The organism is Mycobacterium sherrisii (genome assembly GCF_002102355.1).
GTDB classification, from domain to species: domain Bacteria; phylum Actinomycetota; class Actinomycetes; order Mycobacteriales; family Mycobacteriaceae; genus Mycobacterium; species Mycobacterium sherrisii.
Genome location: NZ_LQPT01000081.1, coordinates 281,990 through 308,085 on the forward strand (window position 1 = coordinate 281,990; position 26,096 = coordinate 308,085).

Annotated in this window: 20 protein-coding genes; 10 read left to right on the forward strand and 10 right to left on the reverse strand. The window is 67.9% G+C overall.

The genetic code is table 11. The features are described from left to right. Nucleotides 1-18: 18 nt before the first annotated feature. A complete protein-coding gene (locus AWC25_RS15990; protein ID WP_085167070.1) occupies nt 19-3,423 on the forward strand; it encodes a TM0106 family RecB-like putative nuclease in 3,405 nt (1,134 codons plus the stop codon). 17 nt (nt 3,424-3,440) lie between these two features. Here the strand turns inward: AWC25_RS15990 and AWC25_RS15995 are convergent, their stop codons facing one another. After that, nucleotides 3,441-5,438 (reverse strand): MFS transporter, encoded by a 1,998-nt coding sequence (locus tag AWC25_RS15995; RefSeq protein ID WP_085167071.1) that lies wholly within the window; start codon nt 5,436-5,438, stop codon nt 3,441-3,443. Nucleotides 5,439-5,713: 275 nt separating this feature from the next. Between AWC25_RS15995 and AWC25_RS16000 the strand changes: the two genes are divergently transcribed. The 4 genes from AWC25_RS16000 (at nt 5,714) to AWC25_RS16015 (ending at nt 12,295) form a co-directional block, all read left to right on the forward strand. Next, nucleotides 5,714-6,502, forward strand: coding sequence for a hypothetical protein (locus tag AWC25_RS16000; RefSeq protein ID WP_069399240.1), 789 nt, complete (start codon nt 5,714-5,716; stop codon nt 6,500-6,502). A 184-nt stretch (nt 6,503-6,686) separates the two neighbouring features. Then, entirely contained in the window at nt 6,687-10,403 is a 3,717-nt protein-coding gene (locus tag AWC25_RS16005; protein ID WP_085167072.1) for a multifunctional oxoglutarate decarboxylase/oxoglutarate dehydrogenase thiamine pyrophosphate-binding subunit/dihydrolipoyllysine-residue succinyltransferase subunit, read from the forward strand. Nucleotides 10,404-10,516: 113 nt separating this feature from the next. Next, nucleotides 10,517-11,383: an SDR family NAD(P)-dependent oxidoreductase gene (locus AWC25_RS16010; protein WP_069399238.1), complete on the forward strand. Its 867-nt coding sequence runs from the start codon at nt 10,517-10,519 to the stop codon at nt 11,381-11,383. A gap of 78 nt (nt 11,384-11,461) precedes the next feature. Beyond that, nucleotides 11,462-12,295: an SDR family NAD(P)-dependent oxidoreductase gene (locus AWC25_RS16015; protein ID WP_069399237.1), complete on the forward strand. Its 834-nt coding sequence runs from the start codon at nt 11,462-11,464 to the stop codon at nt 12,293-12,295. 5 nt (nt 12,296-12,300) lie between these two features. Here AWC25_RS16015 and AWC25_RS16020 read toward each other — a convergent pair whose 3' ends face one another. From AWC25_RS16020 to AWC25_RS16030, 3 genes are read right to left on the reverse strand one after another with little or no spacing between them, the layout of a single operon-like run. Further along, entirely contained in the window at nt 12,301-13,173 is an 873-nt protein-coding gene (locus AWC25_RS16020; protein ID WP_085167073.1) for a glycine betaine ABC transporter substrate-binding protein, read from the reverse strand. Continuing rightward, complete coding sequence (locus AWC25_RS16025) at nt 13,170-14,342, reverse strand: NAD(P)-dependent malic enzyme (protein WP_069399235.1); 1,173 nt, start codon at nt 14,340-14,342, stop codon at nt 13,170-13,172. Before AWC25_RS16025 ends, AWC25_RS16020 begins: the two co-directional genes overlap by 4 nt. Before the next feature lie 37 nt (nt 14,343-14,379). After that, on the reverse strand, nt 14,380-15,369 hold the full coding sequence (locus AWC25_RS16030) for a malate dehydrogenase (RefSeq protein WP_069399311.1): 990 nt from the start codon (nt 15,367-15,369) through the stop codon (nt 14,380-14,382). 245 nt (nt 15,370-15,614) lie between these two features. Between AWC25_RS16030 and corA the strand changes: the two genes are divergently transcribed. Continuing rightward, nucleotides 15,615-16,715 carry a magnesium/cobalt transporter CorA gene (corA, locus tag AWC25_RS16035; RefSeq protein WP_085167082.1) on the forward strand — a complete coding sequence of 367 codons (1,101 nt, stop codon included), beginning with the start codon at nt 15,615-15,617 and terminating at the stop codon, nt 16,713-16,715. Between the two features lies 1 nt (nt 16,716). On the opposite strand, the gene AWC25_RS16040 is transcribed toward corA, so the two are convergent. The 6 genes from AWC25_RS16040 to AWC25_RS16065 all read right to left on the reverse strand — a co-directional run bounded on the left by AWC25_RS16040 (nt 16,717) and on the right by AWC25_RS16065 (nt 22,178). Then, nucleotides 16,717-17,322, reverse strand: coding sequence for a suppressor of fused domain protein (locus AWC25_RS16040; protein WP_069399234.1), 606 nt, complete (start codon nt 17,320-17,322; stop codon nt 16,717-16,719). Continuing rightward, a complete protein-coding gene (locus AWC25_RS16045) occupies nt 17,319-18,500 on the reverse strand; it encodes an ABC transporter ATP-binding protein (RefSeq protein WP_069399233.1) in 1,182 nt (393 codons plus the stop codon). The genes AWC25_RS16040 and AWC25_RS16045 overlap by 4 nt, the downstream gene beginning before the upstream one ends. A 4-nt stretch (nt 18,501-18,504) precedes the next feature. After that, a complete protein-coding gene (locus AWC25_RS16050; protein ID WP_069399232.1) occupies nt 18,505-19,338 on the reverse strand; it encodes a carbohydrate ABC transporter permease in 834 nt (277 codons plus the stop codon). After that, entirely contained in the window at nt 19,328-20,227 is a 900-nt protein-coding gene (locus AWC25_RS16055) for a carbohydrate ABC transporter permease (RefSeq protein WP_069399231.1), read from the reverse strand. The genes AWC25_RS16050 and AWC25_RS16055 overlap by 11 nt, the downstream gene beginning before the upstream one ends. Continuing rightward, nucleotides 20,224-21,567 (reverse strand): extracellular solute-binding protein, encoded by a 1,344-nt coding sequence (locus AWC25_RS16060; RefSeq protein ID WP_142278875.1) that lies wholly within the window; start codon nt 21,565-21,567, stop codon nt 20,224-20,226. Before AWC25_RS16060 ends, AWC25_RS16055 begins: the two co-directional genes overlap by 4 nt. A gap of 83 nt (nt 21,568-21,650) precedes the next feature. Then, nucleotides 21,651-22,178 carry a YflT domain-containing protein gene (locus AWC25_RS16065; RefSeq protein WP_069399230.1) on the reverse strand — a complete coding sequence of 176 codons (528 nt, stop codon included), beginning with the start codon at nt 22,176-22,178 and terminating at the stop codon, nt 21,651-21,653. Nucleotides 22,179-22,264: 86 nt separating this feature from the next. Here AWC25_RS16065 and AWC25_RS16070 point away from each other — a divergent pair, with 86 nt between their 5' ends. The 4 genes from AWC25_RS16070 to AWC25_RS16085 all read left to right on the forward strand — a co-directional run. Then, entirely contained in the window at nt 22,265-22,834 is a 570-nt protein-coding gene (locus tag AWC25_RS16070; protein ID WP_085167074.1) for a DUF4190 domain-containing protein, read from the forward strand. A 59-nt stretch (nt 22,835-22,893) separates the two neighbouring features. Then, nucleotides 22,894-24,204, forward strand: a complete 1,311-nt coding sequence (locus AWC25_RS16075) for a magnesium transporter MgtE N-terminal domain-containing protein (RefSeq protein WP_069399228.1) — start codon at nt 22,894-22,896, stop codon at nt 24,202-24,204. Continuing rightward, on the forward strand, nt 24,201-24,710 hold the full coding sequence (locus tag AWC25_RS16080) for a DUF1003 domain-containing protein (protein ID WP_069399227.1): 510 nt from the start codon (nt 24,201-24,203) through the stop codon (nt 24,708-24,710). The genes AWC25_RS16075 and AWC25_RS16080 overlap by 4 nt, the downstream gene beginning before the upstream one ends. 215 nt (nt 24,711-24,925) lie before the next feature. Further along, a partial coding sequence (locus AWC25_RS16085) for a lytic transglycosylase domain-containing protein (RefSeq protein WP_085167083.1) occupies nt 24,926-26,096 on the forward strand: 1,171 nt, incomplete at its 3' end.

The following is a 26,096-nucleotide window of genomic DNA, read 5'->3' on the forward strand; positions in this document are numbered from 1 at the left end:
TCCCCTACAGTGGCTGCTGTGTTCGTCACCGGCGACAGCGTCGTCTACAGCGCGTCGGACCTGGCCGCCGCCGCCCGATGCGAATACGCCTTGCTCCGGGACTTCGATGCCAAGCTCGGCCGGGGCCCCGCGGTCACCGTCGAGGACGAACTGCTGGCACGCACCGCCGCCCTTGGTGACGAGCACGAGCACCGCGAGCTGGACCGGCTGCGCCAAGAGTTCCCCGACGGCGTCGCGGTCATCGGTCGCCCGGCCTATACCTTGGCCGGGCTGACCGCCGCCGCGCAGGCAACGCGGCGCGCCATCGCCGAGCGCGCACCGGTGGTGTACCAGGCGGCGATGTTCGACGGCCGGTTCGTCGGGTTCGCCGACTTTTTGGTCCGCGACGGCGATCAGTACCGACTGGTCGACACCAAGCTCGCCCGCACCCCCAAAGTCACCGCGCTGCTGCAGTTGGCGGCCTACGCCGACACGCTGACCGGCCTGGGGGTCTCGGTCGCCGACGAGGCCGAATTGCGGCTCGGCGACGGCTCGGTAATGCGGTATCGCGTCGGCGATCTGATCCCCGTCTTCCGGTCGCAGCGCGCGCTTCTGCAGCGGCTGCTCGACGGGCATTACGCGGGCGGCACGGCGGTCAGTTGGGACGACATGGCAGTACGGGCGTGTTTTCGCTGCCCGCTGTGCACGGAGCAAGTACGAGCCAGCGACGACCTCCTGCTGGTCGCCGGCATGCGAATCAGCCAGCGCAACAAGATCATCGACGCCGGAATCAGCACGGTAGCCGACCTCGCCGAGCACCGTGGGCCGGTACCCGACCTGGCGGCCAGTGCGCTGGAGAAGCTGATCGCCCAGGCGAAAATTCAAGTCCTGCAACGTGATACCGCCACTGCTCAGTTCGAGGTCGTCGATCCCCGGCCGCTGGCCCTGCTGCCGGAGCCCGACCCGGGTGACCTGTTCTTCGACTTCGAGGGCGATCCGCTGTGGACCGCCGACGGTCAGGACTGGGGCCTGGAGTACCTGTTCGGCGTCTTGCACGCCGGCGGCAAGTTCCAGCCGCTGTGGGCACACGACCGCGCCGACGAACGCAGGGCGCTGATCGACTTTTTGGCGCTGGTGGCCAAGCGCCGCAAACGTCACCCCAACATGCACATCTACCACTACGCACCGTATGAGAAGACCGCCCTGCTGCGGCTGGCCGGCCGGTACGGCGTCGGCGAGGATCAGGTTGACGAGCTGCTGCGGTGCGGGGTGCTTGTGGACTTGTATCCGTTGGTGCGCAAGAGCATTCGGGTGGGCGCGGAGTCGTTCAGCCTCAAGGCGCTCGAACCGCTGTACATGGGGGCGCAGCTGCGCGAGGGAGACGTCACCACCGCCGCAGACTCGATCACGTCCTATGCCCGGTATTGCGAACTGCGCGACGCGGGCCGCATCGACGAGGCCCAAACCGTGCTTAAGGATATCGAGGACTACAACCACTACGACTGTCGGTCGACGCAGGAACTGCGTAACTGGCTACTGGTGCGCGCCTGGGAATCCGGCGTCACACCCATTGGGGCCCAACCGGTTTCCGACGGCAACACCGTCGACGACCAGGACCAGCTGGCGGCGCGGCTGGCCGCGTTCGCCGGTGATCCCGCCGTGAACCCACGCACACCGGCGCAGGTCGCGGTCGCGCTGGTGAGCGCAGCGCGCGGCTACCATCGCCGCGAGGACAAGCCCTTCTGGTGGGCCCATTTCGACCGGCTGAACTTTCCGGTCGACGAATGGGCGGACAACACCGACGTCTTCGTCGCCGAAACGGCGTCGGTGAGCGTCGACTGGCACATACCCCCGCGTGCCCGCAAGCGACAGCGCCGCGTCACGATGCGCGGCGAACTGGCCCGCGGCGACCTGATGACCGAGGTGTTCGCGCTCTATGACCCGCCGGCCCCGGCGAGCATGAGCGACAACCCCGATCGGCGGGCGGCCGGCCGGGCCAGGGTGGTCGAGGTTGACGACCCGGCGGTGCCCAGCGAGGTCGTCATCGCCGAGCGAGTGGGCAACGACGGCAACACTTTCGACCAGCTTCCGTTCGCGCTGACCCCGGGGCCACCCATCGCCACGACCGCGATGCGCGAATCGATCGAATCGACCGCGGCCGCAGTGGCGGCCGGGCTGCCGCAACTGCCCCGCACCGCGATCATCGACGTCCTGCTGCGCCGCGCGCCCCGCACCCGCGGGGGTGGACCGCTGCCGCGTGGCTCCGACGCCATCGCCGACATCACCGAGGCCACGCTGGCTCTCGACTCGTCCTACCTGGCGGTGCACGGACCGCCCGGAACCGGGAAGACCTACACCGCCGCGCAGGTGATCACCCGGCTGGTCACCGAGCGCAACTGGCGCGTCGGCGTGGTGGCGCAGTCGCACGCGACGGTGGAAAACCTGCTGACCGCGGTGATCGACGCCGGCCTGGAATCCGGCCGGGTCGCCAAGAAGAAGTACGACAACCGCGCGGCACGGTGGCAGCAGATCGACAGCAGCGAGTACGCCGCCTTCATCTCAACCACCGTTGGTTGCGTAATCGGCGGCACCGCTTGGGATTTCGCCAATGCCAATCGGGTAACGCCGGGCAGCCTGGACCTGCTGGTGATCGACGAAGCGGGCCAGTTTTGTTTGGCCAACACGATTGCGGTGGCACCGGCGGCGGCCAACCTGCTGCTGCTCGGCGACCCGCAGCAGCTTCCGCAGGTCAGCCAGGGCACCCATCCCGAGCCGGTCGACACGTCCGCGCTCGAGTGGCTGGTCGACGGCCAGCGCACGCTGCCCGACGAGCGCGGTTACTTTCTGGACCGCTCCTACCGGATGCATCCGGCGGTGTGCGCGGCGGTGTCCGAGCTGGCCTATGAAGGCCGGCTGCACTCCCACGACGAACGCACCGCCGCACGCCGGCTCGACGGTTGCCGGCCGGGCGTGCGGACGCTGTCGGTTGTCCACCGGAGCAATTCGATCGAAAGCCCCGAGGAGGCCGACGCGATCGTCGACCAGATCCGGCAATTGCTCGGATCCTGCTGGACCGACGAGCACGGCACCAGGCCGCTGGCCGCCTCGGACGTGCTGGTGCTGGCGCCCTACAACGCCCAGGTGTCGCTGATACGCCGACGGTTGGCGGCGGCGGGTCTGGACGCGGTCCGAGTTGGAACCGTGGACAAATTCCAGGGCGGGCAAGCGGCGGTGGTCTTCATCTCCATGACGGCCTCCTCGATCGAGGAAGTGCCGCGCGGAATTTCTTTCCTGCTCAACAGAAACCGGCTCAACGTGGCGGTCAGCCGGGCGCAATACGCCGCGATCATCGTACGCTCGGAGCTGCTCACCGAGTACCTGCCCACCACCCCCGCCGGTCTGCTGGAGCTAGGCGCGTTTCTCGCGTTGACCGCCGGCGACTGAGGCGGCGCGGATCCCGGCTACCTGCTGGCATGCCGGCCGTAGCTGGCTGAGTCGTCGCCCGGGCCCCACGCCTGATGCTGGCCGTATCCGCCGTCGGGGCCCAATCGACGAAACCCCGTCGCGCCGTTGACCCGTCGTTCGGTGGCGATGATCACCGGCCGGCGACCGGGTTGGACGGCGGGACCGGACAGGTGCGGCGGAAGCTCGACGACAGGACGCGTATGCGGACCCCCGTCGGCGCGGGAACCGTTGTGGGCGAACGCTGTCGGAGCCGACGGCGACATGCCCTCGCCGGCGCGCCGGGGCGCGATCGGCTCGCGCTGTGCAGCGGGCCGGATGTCCGGCTCACGGCGCAGAATGAGTTCGACGTAGGTGTCGTCGTCTTCGTAGCCTTCGTAGCCTTCGCAGCCTTCGTAGCTGCCGTAGCGGCCGTAGTCGTCGTCGCTTTCCGCCCGCGCCCCGCCAGATCGCGCCCGGCTCGCCAGCGCAGGGACGAACCCGAGCAAAAACAGTGCGGCGGCGATCCCGAACAGTGCGATGAACGCGGGCAAGAGCATCGATTCAGACATCGCGGCCGCGAACGGCGCGCGCACGAACTCGGGCAGCTGCAGCAGCGTCGCGCCGGTGTCCGCGTCCTGCGCCGTCTGGTACCGCGGCATCTCGGCACCGATCCGCCAGGTCATGAACGCAGCCATGGCCGCGCTGCCCAGCACCGCGCCGACTTGGCGGACGGCGTTATAGACCGCGGAGCCGGTACCGGCCAGCTCCGGTGGCAGGTTGCGGGTCGCGGTGGCCGTCAGCGGCGACCACACGAACGCCATCCCGACACCCACCGCGCCGAAGATCACTACCAACCGCCAGATTGGCGTGGCCGGCGACATGTCGAAGGAAAGCCAGGTCAGCGCGATCGCCAGCATCGAGAAGCCGAACCCGATCACCGGCCGCGGGTGGTAACGGTCGACAATGCGGCCGACGAACGGCGCAAGCACACCGTTCGCGATCGCCATCGGGGCGATCAGCAGCGCCGAACGCGTCGGCGACAGCCCGTACACCGACTGCGTGTAAAAGGTCAGCGGCAGCATCATCGCCGTGGCCACGAACGAGGTGATGGCGACCCCGACATTGCACAGACTGAAATCGCGGTCGGCGAATACGTTCAGCGGGATCAGCGGCTCCCGCGTGTTCATCGACTGCCAGTAGACGAAGACCGAGAAGAATCCGGCGCCGGCGACGATGGTCGCCCAAATCCACGGCTGCCAATGAGCGGCCTGCCCCTGCTGCAGACCGAACACGATCAAGAACATGCCGACCCCGGACAAAACGACGCCGACCAGATCGAACCGGTGCCCCTGCGTGGGTAGCACCGGGACCAGCCGCGCCGCCAACGCCAACCCGACGACGCCGATTGGGACATTGACGAAAAAGATCCATTCCCAACCCAGTCCGTCGACCAGCACACCGCCGGCCAGCGGACCTACCAGGCTGGCGACCCCGGCGGTGGCGCCCCACAGGCTGACCGCCACCCCGCGTCGCTCCGGCGGGAAGATGCGGGTGATGGTCGACAAGGTCTGCGGGGTGAGCACCCCGGCGCCGATCCCCTGAACCACCCGGGCGGCGATCAGCATGCCGGCGCTGCCGGACAATCCGCACCACAGCGAGGCGGCGGTGAACACCACCAGACCGATCAAATAGAGGTTCTTCGTGCCAAACCGGTCGCCTAGCCGGCCCGCCACCAGCAGCACCACGGCGTAGCCCAGCAGGTAGGCGCTGGTGACCCACACCACCGCGTCGTACCCGATGTGCAGGTCGGCCATGATGGTCGGGTTGGCGATCGCGACGATGGTCGCATCGACCATGATCATGAAGAAGCCGACCATCATCGCCCACAGCGCGTGCCAAGGGTTCCGGCCGCGCGACAGGCTTGACGGGAAGAAGCGCCTAACCCCGGCCGGTGCGGCACGACTGGGCCCCGCGCGCCGGGCGTGCCCGGACAACCCGCGCCTGGCCGTGGTCATGCAGTCACCTCGCTTCAGCGCCCGATCGCCGGCCCCCGCCGTGAGCAGGTGAGCTAGCGCACGCGCACAATGTGTCCCCCGCCGCAACCGGCGACCGGCCCGTGTCGCCAGCGACCCGTGTTCAGCCCGCATTATTCCGGTGCGGCGACTCGTTGCCCACCCCCGGGCCACCCGGGCGCGGGACAGAGCCGGGCGAGGCCGCGCCGATTACCGCCGCCTCGGGCACAGCAAACGGGCGTTAGCCTGACAGGAACGCCATTTGCAAGAGAGGCACTATGCGCGCGCGACGCAATCGATCGGTGATGAAGGCCCTGCGACGATCCGACCCGGCCCCGGACGCCGATCCGCTGGGCGACACCGGTCGCCCCAGGGCTTCCACCCGGGCGTTGGCGCGGATCATCGAGCGCAGCGCGCGAGTCCAAGGCCCGGTCGCGGAGGCCTACGTGGCCCGGCTGCGGCGCGCCTACCCAGGCGCGAGCCCCGCCGAGATCGTCACCAAGCTGGAAAAGCGGTATCTGGCCGCGTTGACCGCCAGCGGTGCCGCGGTGGGTTCGGCGGCCACGTTCCCCGGGATCGGAACGGTGACGGCGATGTCGGCGGGCGCCGGCGAAACCGTGTTCTTCCTCGAGGCGACGGCGGTGTTCGTCCTGGCCAATGCCGTGGTTTACGGCGTTCCCGCCGATCACCGGGAACGCCGCCGTGCGCTGGTGCTGTCCGTTCTGGTCGGTGACGACAGCAGGCGCGCCCTGGGCGAGCTGATCGGCCCGGGCCGCACCAATGGCGGTTGGCTGGCCGAGGGTATGGCGTCGCTGCCGCTGTCAACGCTGGGGCGGGTGAACACGCAGCTACTGAAGTACTTCGTCAAGCGCTACGCCGTGCGCCGGGGTGCGTTGATGTTCGGCAAGATGCTGCCCGTCGGCATCGGTGCCGCAATCGGCGGCGCCGGCAACCGCATCATCGGCAAGAAGATCGTCCGCAACGCCCGCCACGCGTTCGGCGCCCCGCCATCCCGGTGGCCGAATACTTTGCTCGTATTGCCCTCGGTTCACGAGCCCGGCCGGTAGCCCTCCGCCGATTGCACCTTCTCGCTGGCGAAATACCGGCGAAGGGTTAGCCTTTATGGGGCGGTGGGGTTCATACCGCCACCGGTGTGGGGTACCTCGCCGATCGAGGTGCGCGAGACTCGCAGGTGCTGGGCAACGACGCTTACCAGCCTGCAGGACACGAGAATTGAGGCGAACAGCGGCCGTGAGCAACATAAGTTCACCGTTCGGGCAGAACGAGTGGCTGGTCGAGGAGATGTACCGCAAATTCCGCGACGACCCGTCGTCGGTGGATCCGAGCTGGCACGAGTTCCTCGTTGACTACAACCCCGAGTCGACGGCCGCTTCGGCACCGGAGACTTCCAGCGCCGGTGACGGACGCGCCGCCACGCCCGCCGCAGCGGCCAAGCCCGTTGCGGTTGCCCGACCCGCGACCACCCCGGCCACCCCCGCAAACACCGCCGCGACGGCCAACGGCACCGCCCCCGCTCCTGCCGCCTCCCCTGCCAACAAGGCGCCCGCCCCGGCACCCGCCGAGGGCGACGAGTTGCAGGTGCTGCGCGGTGCCGCCGCCGCGGTCGTGAAGAACATGTCGGCGTCACTGGACGTGCCGACGGCGACCAGCGTCCGGGCCGTCCCGGCGAAGCTGATGATCGACAACCGCATCGTCATCAACAACCAACTCAAGCGCACCCGCGGCGGAAAGATCTCGTTTACCCACCTGCTCGGCTACGCCCTGGTGCAGGCGGTCAAACAGTTCCCCAACATGAACCGGCACTACGCCGAGATCGACGGCAAACCGACGGCGATCGCCCCGGCGCACACCAACCTCGGGCTGGCCATCGACCTGCAGGGCAAAGACGGCAAACGCTCCCTGGTGGTGGCCGGGATCAAGAAATGCGAGACGATGCGGTTCGCGGAGTTCGTCTCCGCCTACGAGGACATCGTGCGCCGGGCCCGCGACGGCAAGCTAACCGCGGAAGACTTTGCCGGAGTGACGATTTCGCTGACGAACCCCGGCACCATCGGAACCGTTCACTCGGTGCCGCGGCTGATGGCCGGCCAGGGCGCGATCATCGGTGTCGGCGCGATGGAGTACCCCGCCGAATTCCAGGGCGCCAGCGAAGAGCGCATCGCCGAGTTGGGTATCGGCAAGTTGATCACCCTGACCTCGACCTATGACCACCGCATCATTCAGGGCGCAGAGTCCGGCGACTTCCTACGCGCCATCCACGAGATGCTGCTGTCGGACTCCTTCTGGGACGAGATCTTCCGCGAACTGGGCAACCCGTACCTGCCGGTGCGGTGGAGCACCGACAACCCCGACTCGATTGTCGACAAGAACGCTCGGGTCATGGAATTGATTGCGGCATACCGCAACCGCGGTCACCTGATGGCCGACATCGACCCGCTGCGCTTGGACGGTAACCGGTTCCGCAGCCACCCCGACTTGGAAATCCTCAATCACGGCCTGACCCTGTGGGACCTGGACCGCGAATTCAAGGTCAACGGCTTCGCCGGGTGTCAGCACAAGAAGCTACGCGACGTGCTGGGCCTGCTGCGCGATGCCTACTGCCGCCACATCGGCGTCGAGTACACCCACATCCTCGAGCCCGAGCAGCAGAAATGGCTCGAGGAACGGATCGAGACCAAACACGTCAAACCGACTGTGGCAGAACAGAAATACATCCTCAGTCGACTAAACGCCGCCGAAGCCTTCGAAACCTTCCTGCAGACCAAATACGTTGGGCAGAAGCGCTTCTCGCTCGAAGGCGCGGAAAGCGTCATCCCGATGATGGATGCGGCGATCGACCAATGCGCCGAACACGGTTTGGACGAGGTCGTCATCGGCATGCCGCACCGCGGCCGGCTCAACGTGCTGGCCAACATCGTCGGCAAGCCCTACTCGCAGATCTTCTCCGAATTCGAGGGCAACCTGAACCCGTCGCAGGCGCACGGCTCGGGTGACGTCAAGTACCACCTCGGCGCCACCGGCGTGTATCTACAAATGTTCGGCGACAACGACATTCGAGTATCGCTGACGGCCAACCCGTCGCACCTGGAGGCGGTCGACCCGGTGCTGGAGGGATTGGTCCGCGCCAAAGAGGACCTGCTGGACAAGGGCGACGGCGAGGACGGCTTCTCGGTCGTGCCGATGATGCTGCACGGCGACGCCGCCTTCGCCGGCCAGGGTGTGGTCGCCGAGACACTGAACATGGCGCTGCTGCCCGGGTACCGCGTCGGCGGCACCATCCACGTGATCGTCAACAACCAGATCGGCTTCACCACCGCGCCGGAGTACTCCCGATCCAGCGAGTACTGCACCGACGTCGCCAAGATGATCGGAGCACCAATCTTCCACGTCAACGGCGACGACCCCGAGGCCTGCACATGGGTGGCCCGGTTGGCGGTGGACTTCCGGCAGAAGTTCAAGAAGGACGTCGTCATCGACATGCTGTGCTACCGCCGCCGCGGACACAACGAGGGCGACGACCCGTCGATGACCAACCCCTACATGTACGACGTCGTCGACACCAAGCGCGGCGCCCGCAAGAGCTACACCGAGGCCCTGATCGGCCGCGGCGACATCTCGATGAAGGAAGCCGAGGACGCGCTGCGCGACTACCAGGGCCAGCTCGAGCGGGTCTTCAACGAGGTCCGCGACCTGGAGAAGCACGGCGTGCGGCCCAGTGCGTCCGTGGAGTCCGACCAGCTGGTGCCCGCGGGACTGTCCACCGCCGTCGACAAGGCGCTGCTGGCGCGCATCGGCGACGCGTTCCTGGCGGTGCCAGAGGGATTCTCGGTCCACCCGCGGGTGCTGCCCGTGCTCGAGAAGCGTCGGGAGATGGCCTACGAGGGCAAGATCGACTGGGCCTTCGGCGAGCTGCTGGCGCTGGGGTCGCTGGTCGCCGAGGGCAAACTGGTGCGGCTGTCCGGACAGGACACCCGGCGCGGCACCTTCTCGCAGCGGCACGCGGTAATCATCGACCGGCACACCGGCAAGGAGTTCACGCCGCTGCAGTTGCTGGCGACCAACCTCGACGGCAGCCCGACCGGCGGCAAGTTCCTGATCTACGACTCACCGCTGTCGGAATACGCCGCGGTCGGCTTCGAATACGGCTACACCGTGGGCAACCCGGACGCGCTGGTGTTGTGGGAGGCCCAGTTCGGCGACTTCGTCAACGGCGCGCAGTCGATCATCGACGAGTTCATCAGCTCGGGTGAGGCCAAGTGGGGCCAGCTGTCCAACGTGGTGTTGCTGTTGCCGCACGGTCACGAGGGGCAGGGCCCCGACCACACCTCGAGCCGGATCGAACGCTTCCTGCAGCTGTGGGCGGAGGGGTCGATGACCATCGCCGTGCCGTCGACGCCGTCCAACTACTTCCACCTGCTGCGCCGGCACGCGCTGGACGGTATTCAGCGTCCCCTGATCGTCTTCACGCCCAAGTCGATGCTGCGAAACAAGGCGGCCGTCAGCGACATCCGGGACTTCACCGAGCTCAAATTCCGCTCGGTGCTGGAGGAACCTACCTACGAGGACGGCATCGGCGACCGCAACAAGGTCGGCCGCGTCCTGCTGACCAGCGGCAAGATCTACTACGAGCTGGCAGCTCGCAAAGCCAAGGACAACCGCGACGACGTCGCGATCGTGCGCATCGAGCAGCTGGCGCCGCTACCCAAGCGCCGGCTGGGCGAGACCCTGGACCGTTACCCCAACGCCCGCGAGTTCTTCTGGGTGCAGGAGGAGCCGGCCAACCAGGGCGCGTGGCCCCGTTTCGGCCTGGAGCTGCCCGAGCTGCTGCCGGAGAAGTTGACCGGGATCAAACGCATCTCGCGCCGGGCCATGTCGGCGCCGTCCTCGGGCTCGTCCAAGGTGCACGCCGTCGAGCAGCAGGAGATCCTCGACATCGCATTCGGCTAGCCCGGCGACGGCGAGCGCCCACCGGGGGCGAGCCGCTTCGCTAGTCCACCCGCCGGACCGCTGCCGTCACCGGCTAACCTCGACCCATGGGGCGGTCCTGAGAAAGGGTGTGCATGGACAAGTTCGCCGGTAAGGTCGCCGTGGTCACCGGCGCCGGCTCGGGCATCGGCCAGGCGCTGGCCGTCGAACTGGGCCGCCGCGGTGCCAGCGTGGCGATCAGCGACGTCAACGCCGACGGCTTGGCCCAGACCGAGGACAAGCTGAAGGCTATCGGGGCACCCGTGAAGCCCGATCGACTCGACGTGACCGAGCGCGAGGCCTTTCTGGCCTATGCCGACGCGGTCAACGAGCACTTCGGCAAGGTCAACCAGATCTACAACAACGCGGGCCTGACGCACATCGGCACCATCGAGTACAGCCGCTTCAAGGACATCGAGCACGTGATGGACGTCGACTTCTGGGGCGTCGTCAACGGCACCAAAGCCTTTCTCCCCCACCTGATCGCCTCCGGCGACGGCCACGTCATCAACATCTCCAGCGTGCTCGGGCTGATGTCGCTGCCCGGTCAGCCGGGCTACGTCGCGGCGAAGTTCGCCGTCCGCGGCTTCACCGAGGCGCTGCGCCAGGAGATGCAGGTGGCGGGTTATCCGGTCGGCGTGACCGTGGTGCATCCCGGCGGCGTCAAGACCTCGTTCGGCAGCACCGCCGAGATCGCCGAGGGCATGGGGCTCACCCAGGAAGAGATACTGCAAAACTTCGACCAGCAGGTCGCCAAGACCACCGCGGAGCAGGCCGCCCGCACCATCTTGACCGCGGTGGGCAAGAACAAGCCGCGGGTGCTGATCGGCGCCGACGCGAAGTCCGCGGATTTGATGGTGCGGGTGTTTGGCGGGCGATACGGCGAACTGCTCTTCGGTGGGCCGTCGTTGCTGGGTCGGCTGGCGCTGCGCGTGCGTGTGCTGCTCGCCCGCAAGCGCTGAGCAAACCACCCGCCGATATCCGGAACCAGTGGTACCGGGTAATCTCGAGGTCATCGCGGAGATTAGGGGAGGGCGCACATGCAGGGATTCGCCGGCAAGGTGGCCGTGGTCACCGGCGCGGGCTCGGGCATCGGCCAGGCGCTGGCCGTCGAGCTGGCCCGCTCGGGTGCCAGCGTGGCGATCAGCGACGTCAATGTCGAGGGGCTGACGCAGACCGAGGAACGGCTGCAGGCCATCGGGGCAACGGTGCAGGCCGATCGGCTCGACGTGACCGAGCGCGAGGCCTTCCTGGCCTACGCCGAGGCGGTCAACGAGCGCTTCGGCAAGGTCAACCAGGTCTACAACAATGCGGGCGTCGCCTACACCGGTGACATCGAGGTCAGCCACTTCAAGGACATCGAGCGGGTGATGGACGTCGACTTCTGGGGCGTCGTCAACGGCACCAAAGCCTTCCTCCCCCACCTGATCGCCTCCGGCGACGGCCATGTGATCAACATCTCCAGCGTGTTCGGGTTGTTTGCGGTGCCCAGCCAGGCCGCCTACAACGCGGCAAAGTTCGCCGTCCGCGGCTTCACCGAGGCGCTACGCCAGGAGATGCAGGTGGCCGGTCACCCCGTGAAGGTCACCACGGTGCACCCCGGCGGCATCAAGACCGGGATCGCGCGCAACGCCACCGCCGCGGAGGGACTCGACGCGGCCGAACTGGCCAAGACGTTCGACAAGCGGATGGCCAGCACCACCCCCGAGCGGGCCGCCCAGGTCATCCTCGATGGGGTCCGCAAGAACAAGGCCCGGGTGCTCGTCGGCACCGACGCCAAAGTGCTCGACGCGCTGGTGCGGCTGACCGGCCCGGGCTATCAGCGGCTGTTCAGCCCCGTCACCCGTCGGGTCGCCGTCACGAAGAAGCGCTAGACCCTTCACCGCCCCAGCGGATGTTCGGCAAGCCAACCGCTGGCAACCGCCTGCGGGTCGGCCCCACCGGCGACTTGCCGGCGCATCTCGGCCAGGGCCGCGGTGTCCAGCACGCCCGCCACCTCGTTGATCGCCAGCACCTGCCGATCGGTCAGCACGTTGCGCCGGTACAGCGGCACCACATTCTGCGCCTGGATCAGGGCGGGCTTGCCGTCGGCGAGCGGCACCAGATCGCCCGGCAGCGCCGGGTCGGCGGTGGTGGTCCATCCCGCGGCCACCTGTCCGGACCGCAACGCAGCGAACATCGTTGCGCCGTCCGGGAATTCGCGCGGAACCGGCATTCGGCAGGTGCCGACCACCGACGGTGTCGGTCGGCCGGCGACGGCCCCGACGGTCAACCCGGCGCAGTGCTTGGCCAGCGTGCTCAGATCCGCGCTGCGGTCCTGGCCGCCCCACGCCTTGGCGGTCGGCTGCGCCACCAGCAATACCGGTTTGTCCTCGGCGGCCGTGGTGTAGTCCCCGGCGGCGATGCCCTCGGGCAGCGCCGCCACCATCGCGCGGTAGACCTCGGCGTCGGAGCGCGCCGTGGCCCCGGGCTGCAGGGCCTGCAGGGTTTGACCGGTCAACGCGGGAGCGACGCCGAACGCACCCGAGTCCAGCCGTGCCATCGGGTCGTCGGCGATTTCGGTTCGTGCCGGGAAGCCGTACGACCGCAGTGCCGCGGCGTAGACGCCGGCCAGCAACACCGACAAGTCGTCCTTTTTCGAGCCGACGACCACCTCGGGCGTTCCGTAATGGCCAGCGGATGTGCAACCGGCGCAGCACGCGGCGGCGAGCAGGGCTGCGGCCAGCAACGCCGCCAGCCTGCCGGTCTTCACGCCGTGTTGTCTGCGGCCCGTGCCACGGCCTGAGCCACCGCCTTGCCGACCCGCATGTCCAGCGGACTCGGCACGATCCGGTCCGGGGCGAGCTCGTCGCTGACGACAGAGAAAATCGCCTCGGCCGCGGCCACCATCATGTTCTCGGTGATCCGCCGCGCCCCCGCATCCAGCGCGCCGCGGAACACCCCGGGGAACGCCAGCACGTTGTTGATCTGATTCGGGAAGTCGCTGCGGCCGGTGGCCACCACGGCGGCGTGGCGGGCCGCGACGTCGGGCTGAATTTCCGGGTCGGGGTTGGACAGCGCGAACACAATGCTTTCGGGCGCCATGGTGGCAATGAGTTCCTCCGGCACGACGCCGGCCGACACCCCGAGGAACACGTCGGCTTCCTTGAGCGCCTCCACCATGCCGCCGGTCAGTCCGCGCGGATTGCTGCTGCGCGCCAGGTCGGTCTTGACGACGTTCATATCGTCGCGGCCGGCGTGCAAGATGCCCTGCGAGTCAAGCACCGTGATATCCGAAACACCCATCGCCAGAAGCAGTTTCGAGCACGCCACGCCCGCGGCCCCGGCGCCGGACACGACCACGCGCATCGACCCCATGTCGCGGCCGAGCAACTTGGCAGCGCCCATCAGCGCGGCCAGCACCACGATCGCGGTGCCGTGCTGGTCGTCGTGCATGACCGGGCAATCCAGCGCGTCGATCACGCGTCGTTCGATCTCGAAGCAACGCGGCGCGGAGATGTCCTCGAGGTTCACCGCACCGAACGTCGGCCGCAATCGCACCAGTGTTTCCACGATCTCGTCGGGATCCTTGGTGTCCAGCACGATCGGGATCGCGTTGAGGTCGGCGAACTGCTTGAACAGCGCGCTCTTGCCCTCCATCACCGGCAGCGCCGCGGCGGGTCCGATGTCGCCGAGGCCCAAGACCGCGCTGCCGTCGCTGACCACGGCCACCAGCCGGTTCGCCCAGGTGTAGCGGTCGGCCAGGGTGTGGTCGGCGGCGATCGCCCGACTGACCTGCGCGACACCGGGCGTGTAGGCGATCGACAGCGCGCGCTGCGTGTCCAGCGCCGCCTTCATGTCGACCGAAAGCTTCCCACCCACGTGGGCCTCGAAGATCTCGTCGTCTCCGATGACTAACGGCGGTGGCACGATTTCGGACACGCGCCCAGGGTACTGACTATCGATTAGCGGGCCTAATTCAGATCAGCTTGAGCTCGGTGACCGCATTGCGCTCGTCGACCAGCTCGGCGGTGGTCTTGTCGATGCGGCCGCGGGAGAACTCGTCGATGTCCAGACCTTGCACGATCGACCAGTTGCCGTCGGAGGTGGTCACCGGGAACGACGACACGATGCCCTCCGGCACGCCGTAGGAGCCGTCGGAGAAGACCGCCATCGACACCCAGTCGCCGTCCGGGCTGCCCAGCAGCCAGTCGCGGGCGGCGTCGACGGTGGCCGACGCGGCCGAGGCGGCCGACGAGGCGCCGCGGGCATCGATGATCGCCGCACCCCGCTTGGCGACCGTCGGGATGAAATCGTTTTCGATCCAGTCCTGGTCGTTGACGACCTCGGCCGCGTTCTTGCCGCCGATCTCCGCGTGGAAGATGTCGGGATACTGCGTGGCCGAGTGGTTACCCCAGATGGTCACCTTGTTGATGTCGGTGACGGCGGCGCCGGTCTTCTTGGCCAGCTGCGAGATCGCCCGGTTGTGGTCCAGGCGGGTCAGCGCGGAGAACCGCTCCTTGGGGATGTCGGGGGCGTTGCTCAGCGCGATCAGCGCGTTGGTGTTGGCCGGGTTGCCGGTCACGCCGATGCGGACGTCGTCGGCAGCGACCGCGTTGAGGGCCTTGCCCTGGGCGGTGAAGATCGCGCCGTTGGCCTCCAGCAGGTCGCTGCGCTCCATGCCCGGGCCGCGCGGGCGCGCGCCGACCAGCAGCGCCAGGTTCACCCCGTCGAAGATCTTGTTCGCGTCGGCGCCGATCTCGACGCCGGACAGTAGCGGGAAGGCGCAGTCGTCGAGTTCCATCACGACGCCCTCGAGCGCCTTGAGCGCCGGTTCGATCTCGAGCAGCCGCAACTCGATCGGGCGGTCGGGGCCCAGCAGCGAGCCGCTGGCAAGGCGGAACAACAGGCTGTAGCCGATCTGGCCGGCGGCGCCGGTGACGGCCACCTTGAGTGGACTTGCGCTCACGTCGGTGTGCTCCTTTTGGGAGAAGGGCTTCAAAATGCAGTAGCGGTTGCCCACGAAACTAGCGCACTCCCACCGACCCGAATCCTTCGGTCCTCGACCACTGCAGGGCCGCCGCGCATTCGTCTTTGCCGGCGCGGTGAGCGCAGCCGTTCCGCCACCGCGGCACACTATTTCAAGACCCGTTTTGCCAGCGCGCGTAGCATTGAGCACCGCGCTGCCACTCCCGGGTGCGACTGGAGGTTGAGGTGTTCGAGGGTTTCGATGCACTCCCCGAAGCGCTTCGAACGATTGCGCATGAGCCGACGTCCAAACCCGCGCCGGAATCGCCCCCGCCGCACGTGGCCCTGGTCGACTGCGCGGTCTACGTGGAGGGCCAGCGGCTGCCCGGCACGTTCACCTACGAGGCCGCCGACAGCAAGGTGCACCAGATCGAGACGCTGGGGCACGAGGCGTTCGTCTGGGTCGGCTTGCACGAGCCCGACGACGTCCAGATGAAAGAGGTTGCGGACGTTTTCGGCTTGCACCCGCTGGCCGTCGAGGACGCCGTGTGCGCTCACCAACGCCCCAAGCTGGAACGCTACGACGGCACGTTGGTGCTGGTGCTCAAGACGGTCAAATACGTGCCGCACGAGTCCGTGGCGTTGGCCCGCGAAATCGTGCAAAGCGGCGAGGTGATGATCTTCGTCGGCCGCAACTTCGTGGTCACGGTGCGTCACGGTGACCACAGCGGACTGGCCGACGTGCGCAGGCGGATGGAAGCCGACGGTGCACAGCTGAGGCTGGGGCCGTTCGCGGTGATGCACGCGATCGCCGACTACGTGGTGGACCACTACCTCGAGGTGACCCGGCTGATGGAAGCCGACATCGACAGCATCGAGGAGGTGGCGTTCGCGCCCGGCCGCAAGATCGACGTCGAACCGATCTATCTGCTCAAGCGGGAGGTCGTCGAGTTACGCCGGTGCGTCAATCCGTTGTCGGCGGCCTTCCATCGCATGCAGATGGAGAACAAGGATCTGATCTCCAAAGAGGTGCGGCGCTATCTGCGCGACGTCGGCGACCACCATTCCGAGGCCGCCGACCAGATCGCCAGTTACGACGACATGCTCAACTCGCTGGTTCAGGCGGCGCTGGCGCGAGTCGGCATGCAGCAGAACAACGATATGCGCAAGATGGCCGCCTGGGCCGGTATCTTGGCGGTGCCCACCATGGTCGCCGCCATCTACGGGATGAACTTTCACTTCATGCCCGAACTGGACTGGACGTGGGGCTACCCGGGCGTGATGGGCCTGATGACCCTGGCCTGCCTGGTGCTGTACTTCCAATTCCGCAGGAACAACTGGCTTTAGCTCAGTTAGGTTGAGCGGCATGGCGATTCGGGTCGAGCACGTCGACACCGTCGGTGCGCCAGGCCTCCCGCATCGCCTCGGCACCCTTGAGCCGCACCCACGCCGCCTCGGTCGCGGTGATCGGCGTCGCGGACAGAAACCGCACGGGCTCGCGCGGCGGCTGCAGCGGGCACTGGGCAATGTCGCTGGGGCCCAACAGAACCGCCGTGAACGGCACCCGCCGCGACGGTGAAGACCACAGCGGCGAGCCGAGATCGATCAGGGCGTCCGGACCCAGCACCAATCCGTCGACGACCGGCGCGGCCGCCAGTATCGCCAGGCTGCGGGCGATCCCGGCGACCTCACCGGGATCACGCAGACACAGCGTCACCTCGGCGCGCGGGCCGCGGTGTGGGTCGGCGACGATCTCGGTGGGATCAACCATCGGCCGGCGCGAGCAGCCGAGCGAGACATAGTGCACCAGCGCCTCGGGGGCGTCCCGGCGGAAGCGCAGCACCTCGATCGGCTCGGTCCCCAGAAACGTCACGCTGGCCGCGTCGGGCTCGCCCCAGCCGTCGGCGAAGTGGTCGCGCAGGTGTGCCCGCACCGGGTCGAGGATCGGTGTCACTGTTGGCCGGACGCCCGCGGCACGGTCAGGTTAGCACCGGTGTCGGCGTCGAACACGGCGAGTTTTGCGGTGTTGAAAGCCAATTCGATCCGCTGGCCGGCGGCGGCCTTGGATTCGGCGGGAACCCTTGCCACGAACTGGTTTTCGGCGACTTCCGACTCGGCGGCTACCTCGTCGAGGCGCGCCGAATGCACATCGGAGTTCGCGATGGTGAAGTACACATATTTATCGGCCCCCAGCGATTCGATCAGGTCGACGGTGACCTCGAAGGTCGTCGACGTGATGCGCTGGTATCCGTCCAACAGCGCGGCGTCCAGCAGATGCTCGGGCCGCATCCCGACGATGACGTTGTCCGGTCGGGGGTGCTGGGCGACCACCTGCTGCGCGTCCGGGCTCAGCAACACCTCGCCGAACGGCAACGCCAGGCCGTTCGTCGTCAAGGTTGCGGGGAAGAAGTTCATCGGCGGCGACCCGATGAACCCGGCGACAAACAGGTTCGCCGGCCGTTCGTAGAGCTCTTCGGGCGTGCCGATCTGCTGGGCCACCCCGGCGTGCATCACCACCACCCGGTCGCCCAGCGTCATCGCCTCGGTCTGGTCATGGGTGACGTAGACGGTGGTGGTGCCCAGCCGGCGCTGCAGCCGGGCGATCTCACCGCGCATCTGGACTCGCAGCTTGGCGTCCAGGTTGGAAAGCGGCTCGTCCATCAGAAACGCTTTGGGCTGGCGCACGATTGCGCGCCCCATCGCCACCCGCTGCCGTTGTCCGCCCGACAGCTGGGACGGTTTGCGGTCCAGAAGTTCGGTCAGGTCAAGGATTTTCGCGGTTTCGGCAACCTTGCGCTCGATGTCGCTCTTTTTCAGCTTCGCCAGCGTCAGCGGGAAGGCGATGTTCTGCCGGACGGTCATGTGCGGATAGAGCGCGTACGACTGGAACACCATCGCGATATCGCGATCCTTGGGTGCCTTCTCGTTGACCCGCTGGCCGCCGATGCGCAATTCACCCGACGAGATATCCTCAAGCCCGGCAATCATATTCAGGGTTGTGGTCTTGCCGCAGCCGGATGGCCCGACCAGGATCAAGAACTCGCCGTCGGCGATGGTGAGGCTCAAGTCGCGCACCGCGGCGTGCCCGTCGGGGTAACTTTTGGTGACGTGCTGCAGCACAATCTCGGCCATCGCGCTATCCCTTCACGGCGCCTGAGGTCAACCCGGCGACAATCCGTCGTTGGAAGATTAGAACAAACACGATGATCGGGACCGTGATCACGATGGCGCCGGCCGCGATTGATCCCGTCGGCTCCTCGAATTGCGAACTGCCCGGGAAATTGGCAATCGCCACCGGCGCGGTGATCGCCGCCTTGGTGGCGGTCAGCGACAACGCCAGCAGCAGATCGTTCCAGGCGAAGATGAAGACCAAGATCGCCGCGGTCACCAGGCCGGGCGCGGCGAGCGGGACGATCACCTTGCGGAACGCCTGCCCCGGGGTCGCGCCGTCCATTTTCGCCGCCCGTTCCAGGTCCCACGGGATCTCCCGAAAGAACGCCGACAGGGTATACATGGCCAGCGGCAGCGCGAAGGTGATGTACGGCAGAATCAAGCCCGGCCAAGTGTCGAAAAGTCCTAGCCAACGCTCGATTTCGAATAGCGGAGTGACCAGCGAGATGGCCGGGAACATGGTGATCAGCAGCGCGGACCCGACCAACAGCCGCTTGCCGGGAAAGTTCAGCCGGGCGATGGCGTAGGCCGCCATCGCCCCGAGCAGCACGGCGACCGCGGTGGCGATCAGCGCGATCCCGACGGAGTTGAGCAACGCCGACGTGAAAAAGTCGCCGCGGAAGATGCCGCGGTAGTTTTCCAGGGTCACCGACGACGGAATCAGCTTGCCGTCCTTGACCATTGACGTCGGCTTGAGCGACAGACTAAGAATCCACAGCACCGGCAGCAGGGCATACAGCACGACCAGGGCATCGATGACCGCCCAGCGGGCGGCGCGGCGGGTCGACTCAGCGTTCATCGGCACCCCCGCCGGGCGCGGCGGCGCCGAACACCTTGATGAACATCAGCGCGATGACGCCCACGCAGAGGAAGATCAGCACGCTGATCGCCGAACCCAGGCCGACGTCGAAACCTTCAAACAGGTTGTCGTAGCCCAGCATCGACACCGAGCCGGTGTCGTTGGCCCCCTCGGTCAGCACGTAGATGTTGTCGAAGATGCGGAAGGCGTCCAGCGTCCGGAACAACAGGGCCACCACCACCGCCGGCTTGATGATCGGCAGCATGATTCGGGTCAGCCGCCGCCACGGTCCGGCCCCGTCCACCTGCGCGGCTTTCAGCAGATCCTGCGGGACCAACGCCAATCCGGCCAGCAGCAGCAGGGACATGAACGGCGTCGTCTTCCAGACCTCGGCGAGGACGACGATGCCCAACGACGGGATCTGTTGCGTCAGTGGGGCTTGAAAAGGTGAGCCCTTCGGCAGCAGATTGGCCAGGTAGCCGGTGCCCGGCGTCCACGCGTAATACCAGCTGTAGGACGCGACCACCGTGACGATGCCGTAGGGCACCAACACCGCGGTGCGGACCAGGCCCCGGCCGATCAGGGTGTGATGCATCACCAGCGCCAGGGTCAGGCCGAGCACGAATTCGATCGACACCGAGACCACCGTGATGGCCGCCGTCACCGCCAGTGCCGTCCACCAGTAGCGGTCGGTGAGAACGGTCAGGTAATTGCCCAGGCCGACGAACCGGGTGTCGCCCGGGGTAGCAAGGTTGTTGTGCTGCAAGCTCAGCCAGAGCGCATAGCCGATCGGGTACGCCGTCACCGCCAGCATCAATGTCGCGGCGGGCGCAACGAGAACAAACGCCAGCCGCTGCTCGGCCGGGCGATTGCGAAGTGGCGCGGTCACGGCAACAACCCCTTGCCGTCGATGGCCCGCTGCACCTGCGCGGTGAGTTCGTCGGCGGTGCGTTCGGGGTCGATCTCGGTGATCGGGCTCAGCGTCGTCGCCAGCCGGATCCCGACCGCTTGGTAGGCCGGTGTCGCCGGACGTACCGCGGCATCGGTGAGCTGCCGGCGAATGATGGTGTGCATCGGGTACTTGGCCTGGAACTGCGGATCGGAGTAGAGCGAGGCCCGCACCGCGGGCAGGCCGCCCTGGATCGAGATGTACTTCTGGTTCTGCAGGCTGCGCAGGCATCTGATCGCCTCGAACGCCTCGGCCTTGTGGCGGCTGGTGCTCGCGACCGCGAGGTTCAGCCCGCCGATCGTCACCTTCGCCGGCCGCCCCGGCGCCACGCCCGGATAGGGGGCGAACCCGAAGACCCGTTGGCTGGCCTGGTAGGCGATGCGGAACTGCTCGTCGTCGGGCGCGAAGGTGCCATACTGGTTGATGCTGCCCGCCAGCGCTGGATTGTCGTTGAGCGGCAAGAACTTCACGCCGCCCTTGACCGCGTTCTCCAGCAGCGACGCCAGCACGAACGGCCAGTTGACCTCGAGCGCGGCCCGGCCCTGTTCGACGGCCAGCCGGGCCGTGCTCTCGTCGGTGCGGGTGATCGATGGGTCGGCGCCCGGCGCGGTCGCCACGGCCTTCAGGATTTGCAGCGCGTGGACGGTGGCGGCCCGGTGGGCGGGGGTGTCGGTCAGGGTCACGCGCCGCCCGTCCTCGGAGAGCACCTGCCCGCCGCCGCTGACCAGCAGCGTGTTGAACCACACCACCAGGCCCTCGCCCTGATTCGCCTGCACCGCAATCCAGCTGGGCTCACCGGCGGCGTGCAACCGGGCAGCCGTGGCAACCATACCGGTCCAGTCACTTGGCGGCTCGGATATCAAATCTGTTCGGTACCAAAGCAATTGGGTGTTGGTGGTGATGGGCGCGGCGTACAGTTTGTGCTTCCAGCCGGCCGTTGCCAGCGGTCCCGGCAGGGTGTCGACGGTCGCGTCGGCCTCCGCCCGGCCGGCCGGGTCGTCCGACAGCGGCAGCACCCAGCCCGCCTCGGCGAACTCGGCGGTCCAGATGACGTCCAGAGACATCACGTCCAGCGTGCGATCACGGCCGGCCAGCCGCCGCGCGTACTGCAGCCGTTGCGCGCCCGGGGCTCTGGGCAGGCTGACGTGCTGGATGGCGTACCGGCCGCCGGCCTCCTGGCTGCAGCGCCGGGCGACTTCGGCGAACGTCGCGCCGTCGGCAGCCGGGGTGTAGAAGCTGAGCACCAGGCCACGCCCGCCCGTGTCGCAGGCGGTCAGCATCGACACCGCGGCCAGAACCGCCACCAAGACCGCGCCCACCGTGCGCGCGCCTCCGCGACGACTCAACACCAAATCATCGGCCTTCAGATCGCCAGGCGCGCAAGCAGATCACGGGCCTTCTCGGCGTTCTGCGGGTCGCAGAGCACGTCGTAGCGGCCGGCCACCAACTGCATGGTCGAACTGAAATCCCTTGTGCCGCGTGCCATTGCGTACGGAACCGCGGAGGTGATCAGACCGAAGAACACCCCGGCAACCAGCCCGGTCAGCAGCGCACCCCACGGGTTGGGGCTGAAGAAGCCCAGCACCAGGCCGATGAACAACCCCAGCCATGCGCCGCTGAGCACGCCACCGCCGAGTACCTTGGGCCAGGACAACCGGCCGGTGACCCGTTCCACCTGCATCAGATCCACCCCGACGATGGTCACCTGCTGCACCGGGAACTGCTGATCGGACAGATAGTCGACCGCGCGCTGCGCCTCGGCGTAGGTGGGATAGGAGCCCACCGGCCAGCCCTTCGGCGGGGTCGGCAACTGCGGCACGGCGCGCCTGCCCGCGGCTGCGCCGCCGGGGGTGGGGCCGGGGACCTGGCCAGGCTGGAAAGGACTAGTCATCAGCGCTCATTCTCCTCCGACGTGGCCGTGTTTTCACCCCGGCCCTCCCACCCTATCGGGGTCCGCCGCAGGCTAGGTTGAACACCATGACGGGTCCAGTGGGCGGTAGCGGCGACGACGCCGCGGATGCACGCGCGGCCGGCGGTCAGCACCCCCAACAGCCAGGCTGGGCAGCGCCGTGGGATGCCCCGCCACCGGCGGGCCCGGCGCCCGGTTACCCCGGCGGCGAACATCCCGGCTACCTGGGCGAATATCCGCCATTCACTCCGCCGTTCGGCTACCAGCAGCCGCCCGGTCCGGCGGAACCACCCCCGCAATTAGGCGGCCCGCCAACCGGCTGGCAGCGGGTCGACGGTCCGCCGCCCTATCCCGGCGGGTATTACCCGGCTCCGGGCTATCCGGGCGATTACTGGCCGGCCGACGGCGCCGCGGTCGGCACCAACGGGCTGGCCATCGCGTCGCTGATCGCGTCGTTCACCGGTCTGTTGTGCGGCATCGGCGGAATCGTCGGCATCGTGCTGGGCACGATCGCACTCGATCAGATCAAGCGCACCCGCCAAGACGGGTACGGCATGGCCGTCGCGGGCATCGTGATCGGCGTCGCGACCCTGATCGTGGGCTTGATCGTGATGATTTTCGCGGTGCACTCCCATTAGAGCGGCTCGCCAGGGCCGGGACGCTGCCATTGGGCACCAGGCTGCCTAGGCTCAACGGCATGGCATCGGTCAACAGGGTGTACATCGCGCGGCTGGCGCGCATGTTGGTGTTGGGACCCATGGGCGAAAACTTCGGCCGCATCCGCGATGTCGTGATCAGCATCAGCATCGTCCGCCAGCAACCGCGCGTGTTGGGCCTGGTGGTGGACTTGGCCACCCGGCGCAGCATCTTCATCCCGATTCTGCGCGTGGCCGCGATCGAGCCCGACGCCGTGACACTGAACACCGGCAGCGTGTCGTTGCGCCACTTCGAGCAGCGACCGGGTGAGGTGCTGGCGATCGGCCAGATTCTCGACACCCAGGTCACGGTCAACGACCCCGAATTCCCCGACTTGGCCGGGCGCGAGGTCGTCATCACCGATCTGGGCATCGAACAGTCTCGAACCCGCGACTGGATGGTGACCAGGATCGCCGTGCGCACCCACCGCCGGCTGGGCCGGCGCGGGCCGGTGCATGTCGTGGACTGGCAAAGCGTGCACGGATTGACGCCGTCCGCCTTGGCGATGCCGGGCCAGGCGGTGGCCCAACTGCTCAACCAGTTCGAGGGCCGGCGGGCCGTCGACGTGGCCGATGCCATCCGCGGGCTACCCGCCAAACGGCGTACCGAGGTGTTCCAGGCCCTGACCGACGAGCGGCTGGCCGACATCCTGCAGGAGTTGCCCGAGTCCGAGCAGGCCGACGCCCTGTCGCAGCTGGGCACCGAGCGCGCCGCCGATGTGCTCGAGGAAATGGATCCCGACGATGCGGCCGACCTGCTGGGTGAGCTGAACCCGACGGATGCCGAACTGCTGTTGGCCCGGATGGATCCCGGCGAATCCGCCCCGGTGCGAAGGCTTTTGAAACATTCTCCGGACACCGCGGGCGGGTTGATGACCTCCGACCCGGTGGTGTTGACCGCGGACACGACGGTGGCCGAGGCGCTGGCGATGGTCCGCAACCCGGACCTCACCCCGGCGCTGTCGTCGATGGTCTTCGTGACGCGCCCACCGACGGCCACCCCGACCGGGCAGTACCTCGGCTGCGTCCCGTTGCAGCGGCTGCTGCGCGAACCGCCGAGTGAGTTGGTCGGCGGCATCGTCGACAGTGACCTGCTGACCTTGACCCCGGAGACCAGCTTGGCCGCGGTGACGCGTTACTTCGCCGCCTACAACCTGGTGTGCGGGCCCGTCGTCGATGCCGCCCGGCACCTGCTGGGCGCGGTGACCGTCGACGACCTGCTCGATCACCTGCTGCCGCACGACTGGCGCGCGGATGCCCACGAACTGAACACCGTGGTCGGCCGGGCCAATGCCACCGAGGGGGCTTCGTGACCAGGCCAACGGCACCCCGGCGGCTGTACACCCCGCGCACGTCGCGTGGCATTTCGCTGCGCCTGGACCCGGAGACCGTGGGGCAGAGCACCGAGGCCATCGCGCGCTTCTTCGGCACCGGCCGCTATCTGCTGATCCAGACCGTCGTCGTGGTCGTATGGATCGCGATCAACCTGATCGCGGTCGAGTGGCGCTTCGACCCGTATCCGTTCATCCTGCTCAATTTGGCCTTCTCCACCCAGGCGGCGTATGCCGCGCCGCTGATTCTGTTGGCGCAGAACCGTCAGGAGAACCGGGACCGCGTCGCGCTCGAGGAGGACCGCCGGCGCGCGGCCCAGACCAAGGCCGACACCGAGTATCTGTCCCGCGAGTTGGCCGCGCTGCGGTTGGCCGTCGGCGAGGTCGTCACCCGCGAATACCTGCGCGACGAGCTTGACGAACTGCGTACGTTGCTGGCCGACCGGGACCCGCAGACCCCGGCCGGGGAGCCTCCGACGCAGCGGTAACGCCGGCTAATCGGGCGCCTTGTACTGGCCTCGTTGGGGCGTTTTCGGGCGTTTTCGGGCGTTTTCGGGCGTTAAGGAATCCCCTTGAATCCCGAATCCACCATTGCGCCACTCTGGTCACAAGAGTTATGTATGGTGATCTAGTTCACGAGGCTAAGCAGTGGTTCCGGCGGCTCACAGGGGCTTCCGACGGCCCAAATACTTAGGACGGTGGAGTGCGCATACGGGGTCGCTTGGGTGCTCACCCGGCCGTCGCGGCGGTGCGGAAGCGGGTGCTTCCCACATCTCGGATACAGGCATTCAGCGTGGCGGTGATCAGTCCGCTGGTGTTCGCCGGCGCGGTCAGCGCGACGCCCGAACCCCTGCACGGCGTCAAGAGCCCGATCCCGTCGGTGCATGCGGTCATCACGCCGGTCGCCGCCGTCTCCCCGAGCAGCCCCGACCTGTCCGGCCCGGTCGTCATCGCGATCGACCGGGCGCCGACGGCGTTCCACGTCGCGGCTGGTGCCGTGTCGGCGCCGCCCCCGCCGATGGCGGTGAATACGCCTGGCGCGCTGGGCATCCCGATGATGGCGCTGACCGCCTACCGCACCGCCGAGCAGAAGATGGCCGTCTCCGACCCGGCCTGCGGCATCAGCTGGAACCTGCTGGCCGGCATCGGCCGGATCGAGTCCGGGCATGCCGGCGGCGGCGCCGTCGACGCCCGCGGCACCGCCGTGACCCCGATCTACGGTCCCGCGCTGGATGGCACGTTGCCCGGCAACGAGGTCATCATCTCCAGCAACGTCGGCAACCGCGTCACCTACGCGCGCGCCATGGGCCCGATGCAGTTCCTCCCCGGTACCTGGGCTCGTTACGCCTCCGACGGCGACGGCGACGGCCTGGCCGACCCGCAGAACCTGTTCGACTCGACCCTGACGGCGGCCCGCTACTTGTGCAGCGGCGGGCTGAACCTGCGCGACCCCGCCCAGGTCATGGCCGCGATCCTGCGCTACAACAACTCCACTCCCTACGCGCAGAACGTGTTGGGCTGGGCGGCGGCGTACGCCACCGGCGTCGTCCCGGTCGACCTGCCGCCCATCACCGGACCGCCGCCACCGCTGGGCAACGCGCACGACGAACATCCCGAGGGGCTCGGCCCCGGCCTGCCGATCAACATGATCGGGCTGCCGCAGGACGACCCGATGGCGCGGATGCCGCTGATCGACCTGACCGGCCAACCGCCGCCGGCCAGCCCGGCCCAGCCCATGTTCCCCTGGATGGCACCGCCACCGCCGGTCACCGGGCCGACGCACGGCCACATGCCGGGATGCACGGTGATCTGCATAACCTCGCAGAACACCCCGCCGGCCGGACCGCAGCCGTTCGCCCCGTTCGCCCCGCCGC

Bases quoted from the DNA above. Each gene is read 5' to 3' on its own strand.
- AWC25_RS15995 (WP_085167071.1), bottom strand. From the start codon at position 5,438: ATGACCACGGCCAGGCGCGGGTTGTCCGGGCACGCCCGGCGCGCGGGG.
- AWC25_RS16000 (WP_069399240.1), top strand. From the start codon at position 5,714: ATGCGCGCGCGACGCAATCGATCGGTGATGAAGGCCCTGCGACGATCC.
- AWC25_RS16010 (WP_069399238.1), top strand. From the start codon at position 10,517: ATGGACAAGTTCGCCGGTAAGGTCGCCGTGGTCACCGGCGCCGGCTCG.
- AWC25_RS16015 (WP_069399237.1), top strand. From the start codon at position 11,462: ATGCAGGGATTCGCCGGCAAGGTGGCCGTGGTCACCGGCGCGGGCTCG.
- AWC25_RS16045 (WP_069399233.1), bottom strand. From the start codon at position 18,500: ATGGCCGAGATTGTGCTGCAGCACGTCACCAAAAGTTACCCCGACGGG.
- AWC25_RS16050 (WP_069399232.1), bottom strand. From the start codon at position 19,338: ATGAACGCTGAGTCGACCCGCCGCGCCGCCCGCTGGGCGGTCATCGAT.
- AWC25_RS16060 (WP_142278875.1), bottom strand. From the start codon at position 21,567: ATGCTGACCGCCTGCGACACGGGCGGGCGTGGCCTGGTGCTCAGCTTC.
- AWC25_RS16065 (WP_069399230.1), bottom strand. From the start codon at position 22,178: ATGACTAGTCCTTTCCAGCCTGGCCAGGTCCCCGGCCCCACCCCCGGC.
- AWC25_RS16070 (WP_085167074.1), top strand. From the start codon at position 22,265: ATGACGGGTCCAGTGGGCGGTAGCGGCGACGACGCCGCGGATGCACGC.
- AWC25_RS16075 (WP_069399228.1), top strand. From the start codon at position 22,894: ATGGCATCGGTCAACAGGGTGTACATCGCGCGGCTGGCGCGCATGTTG.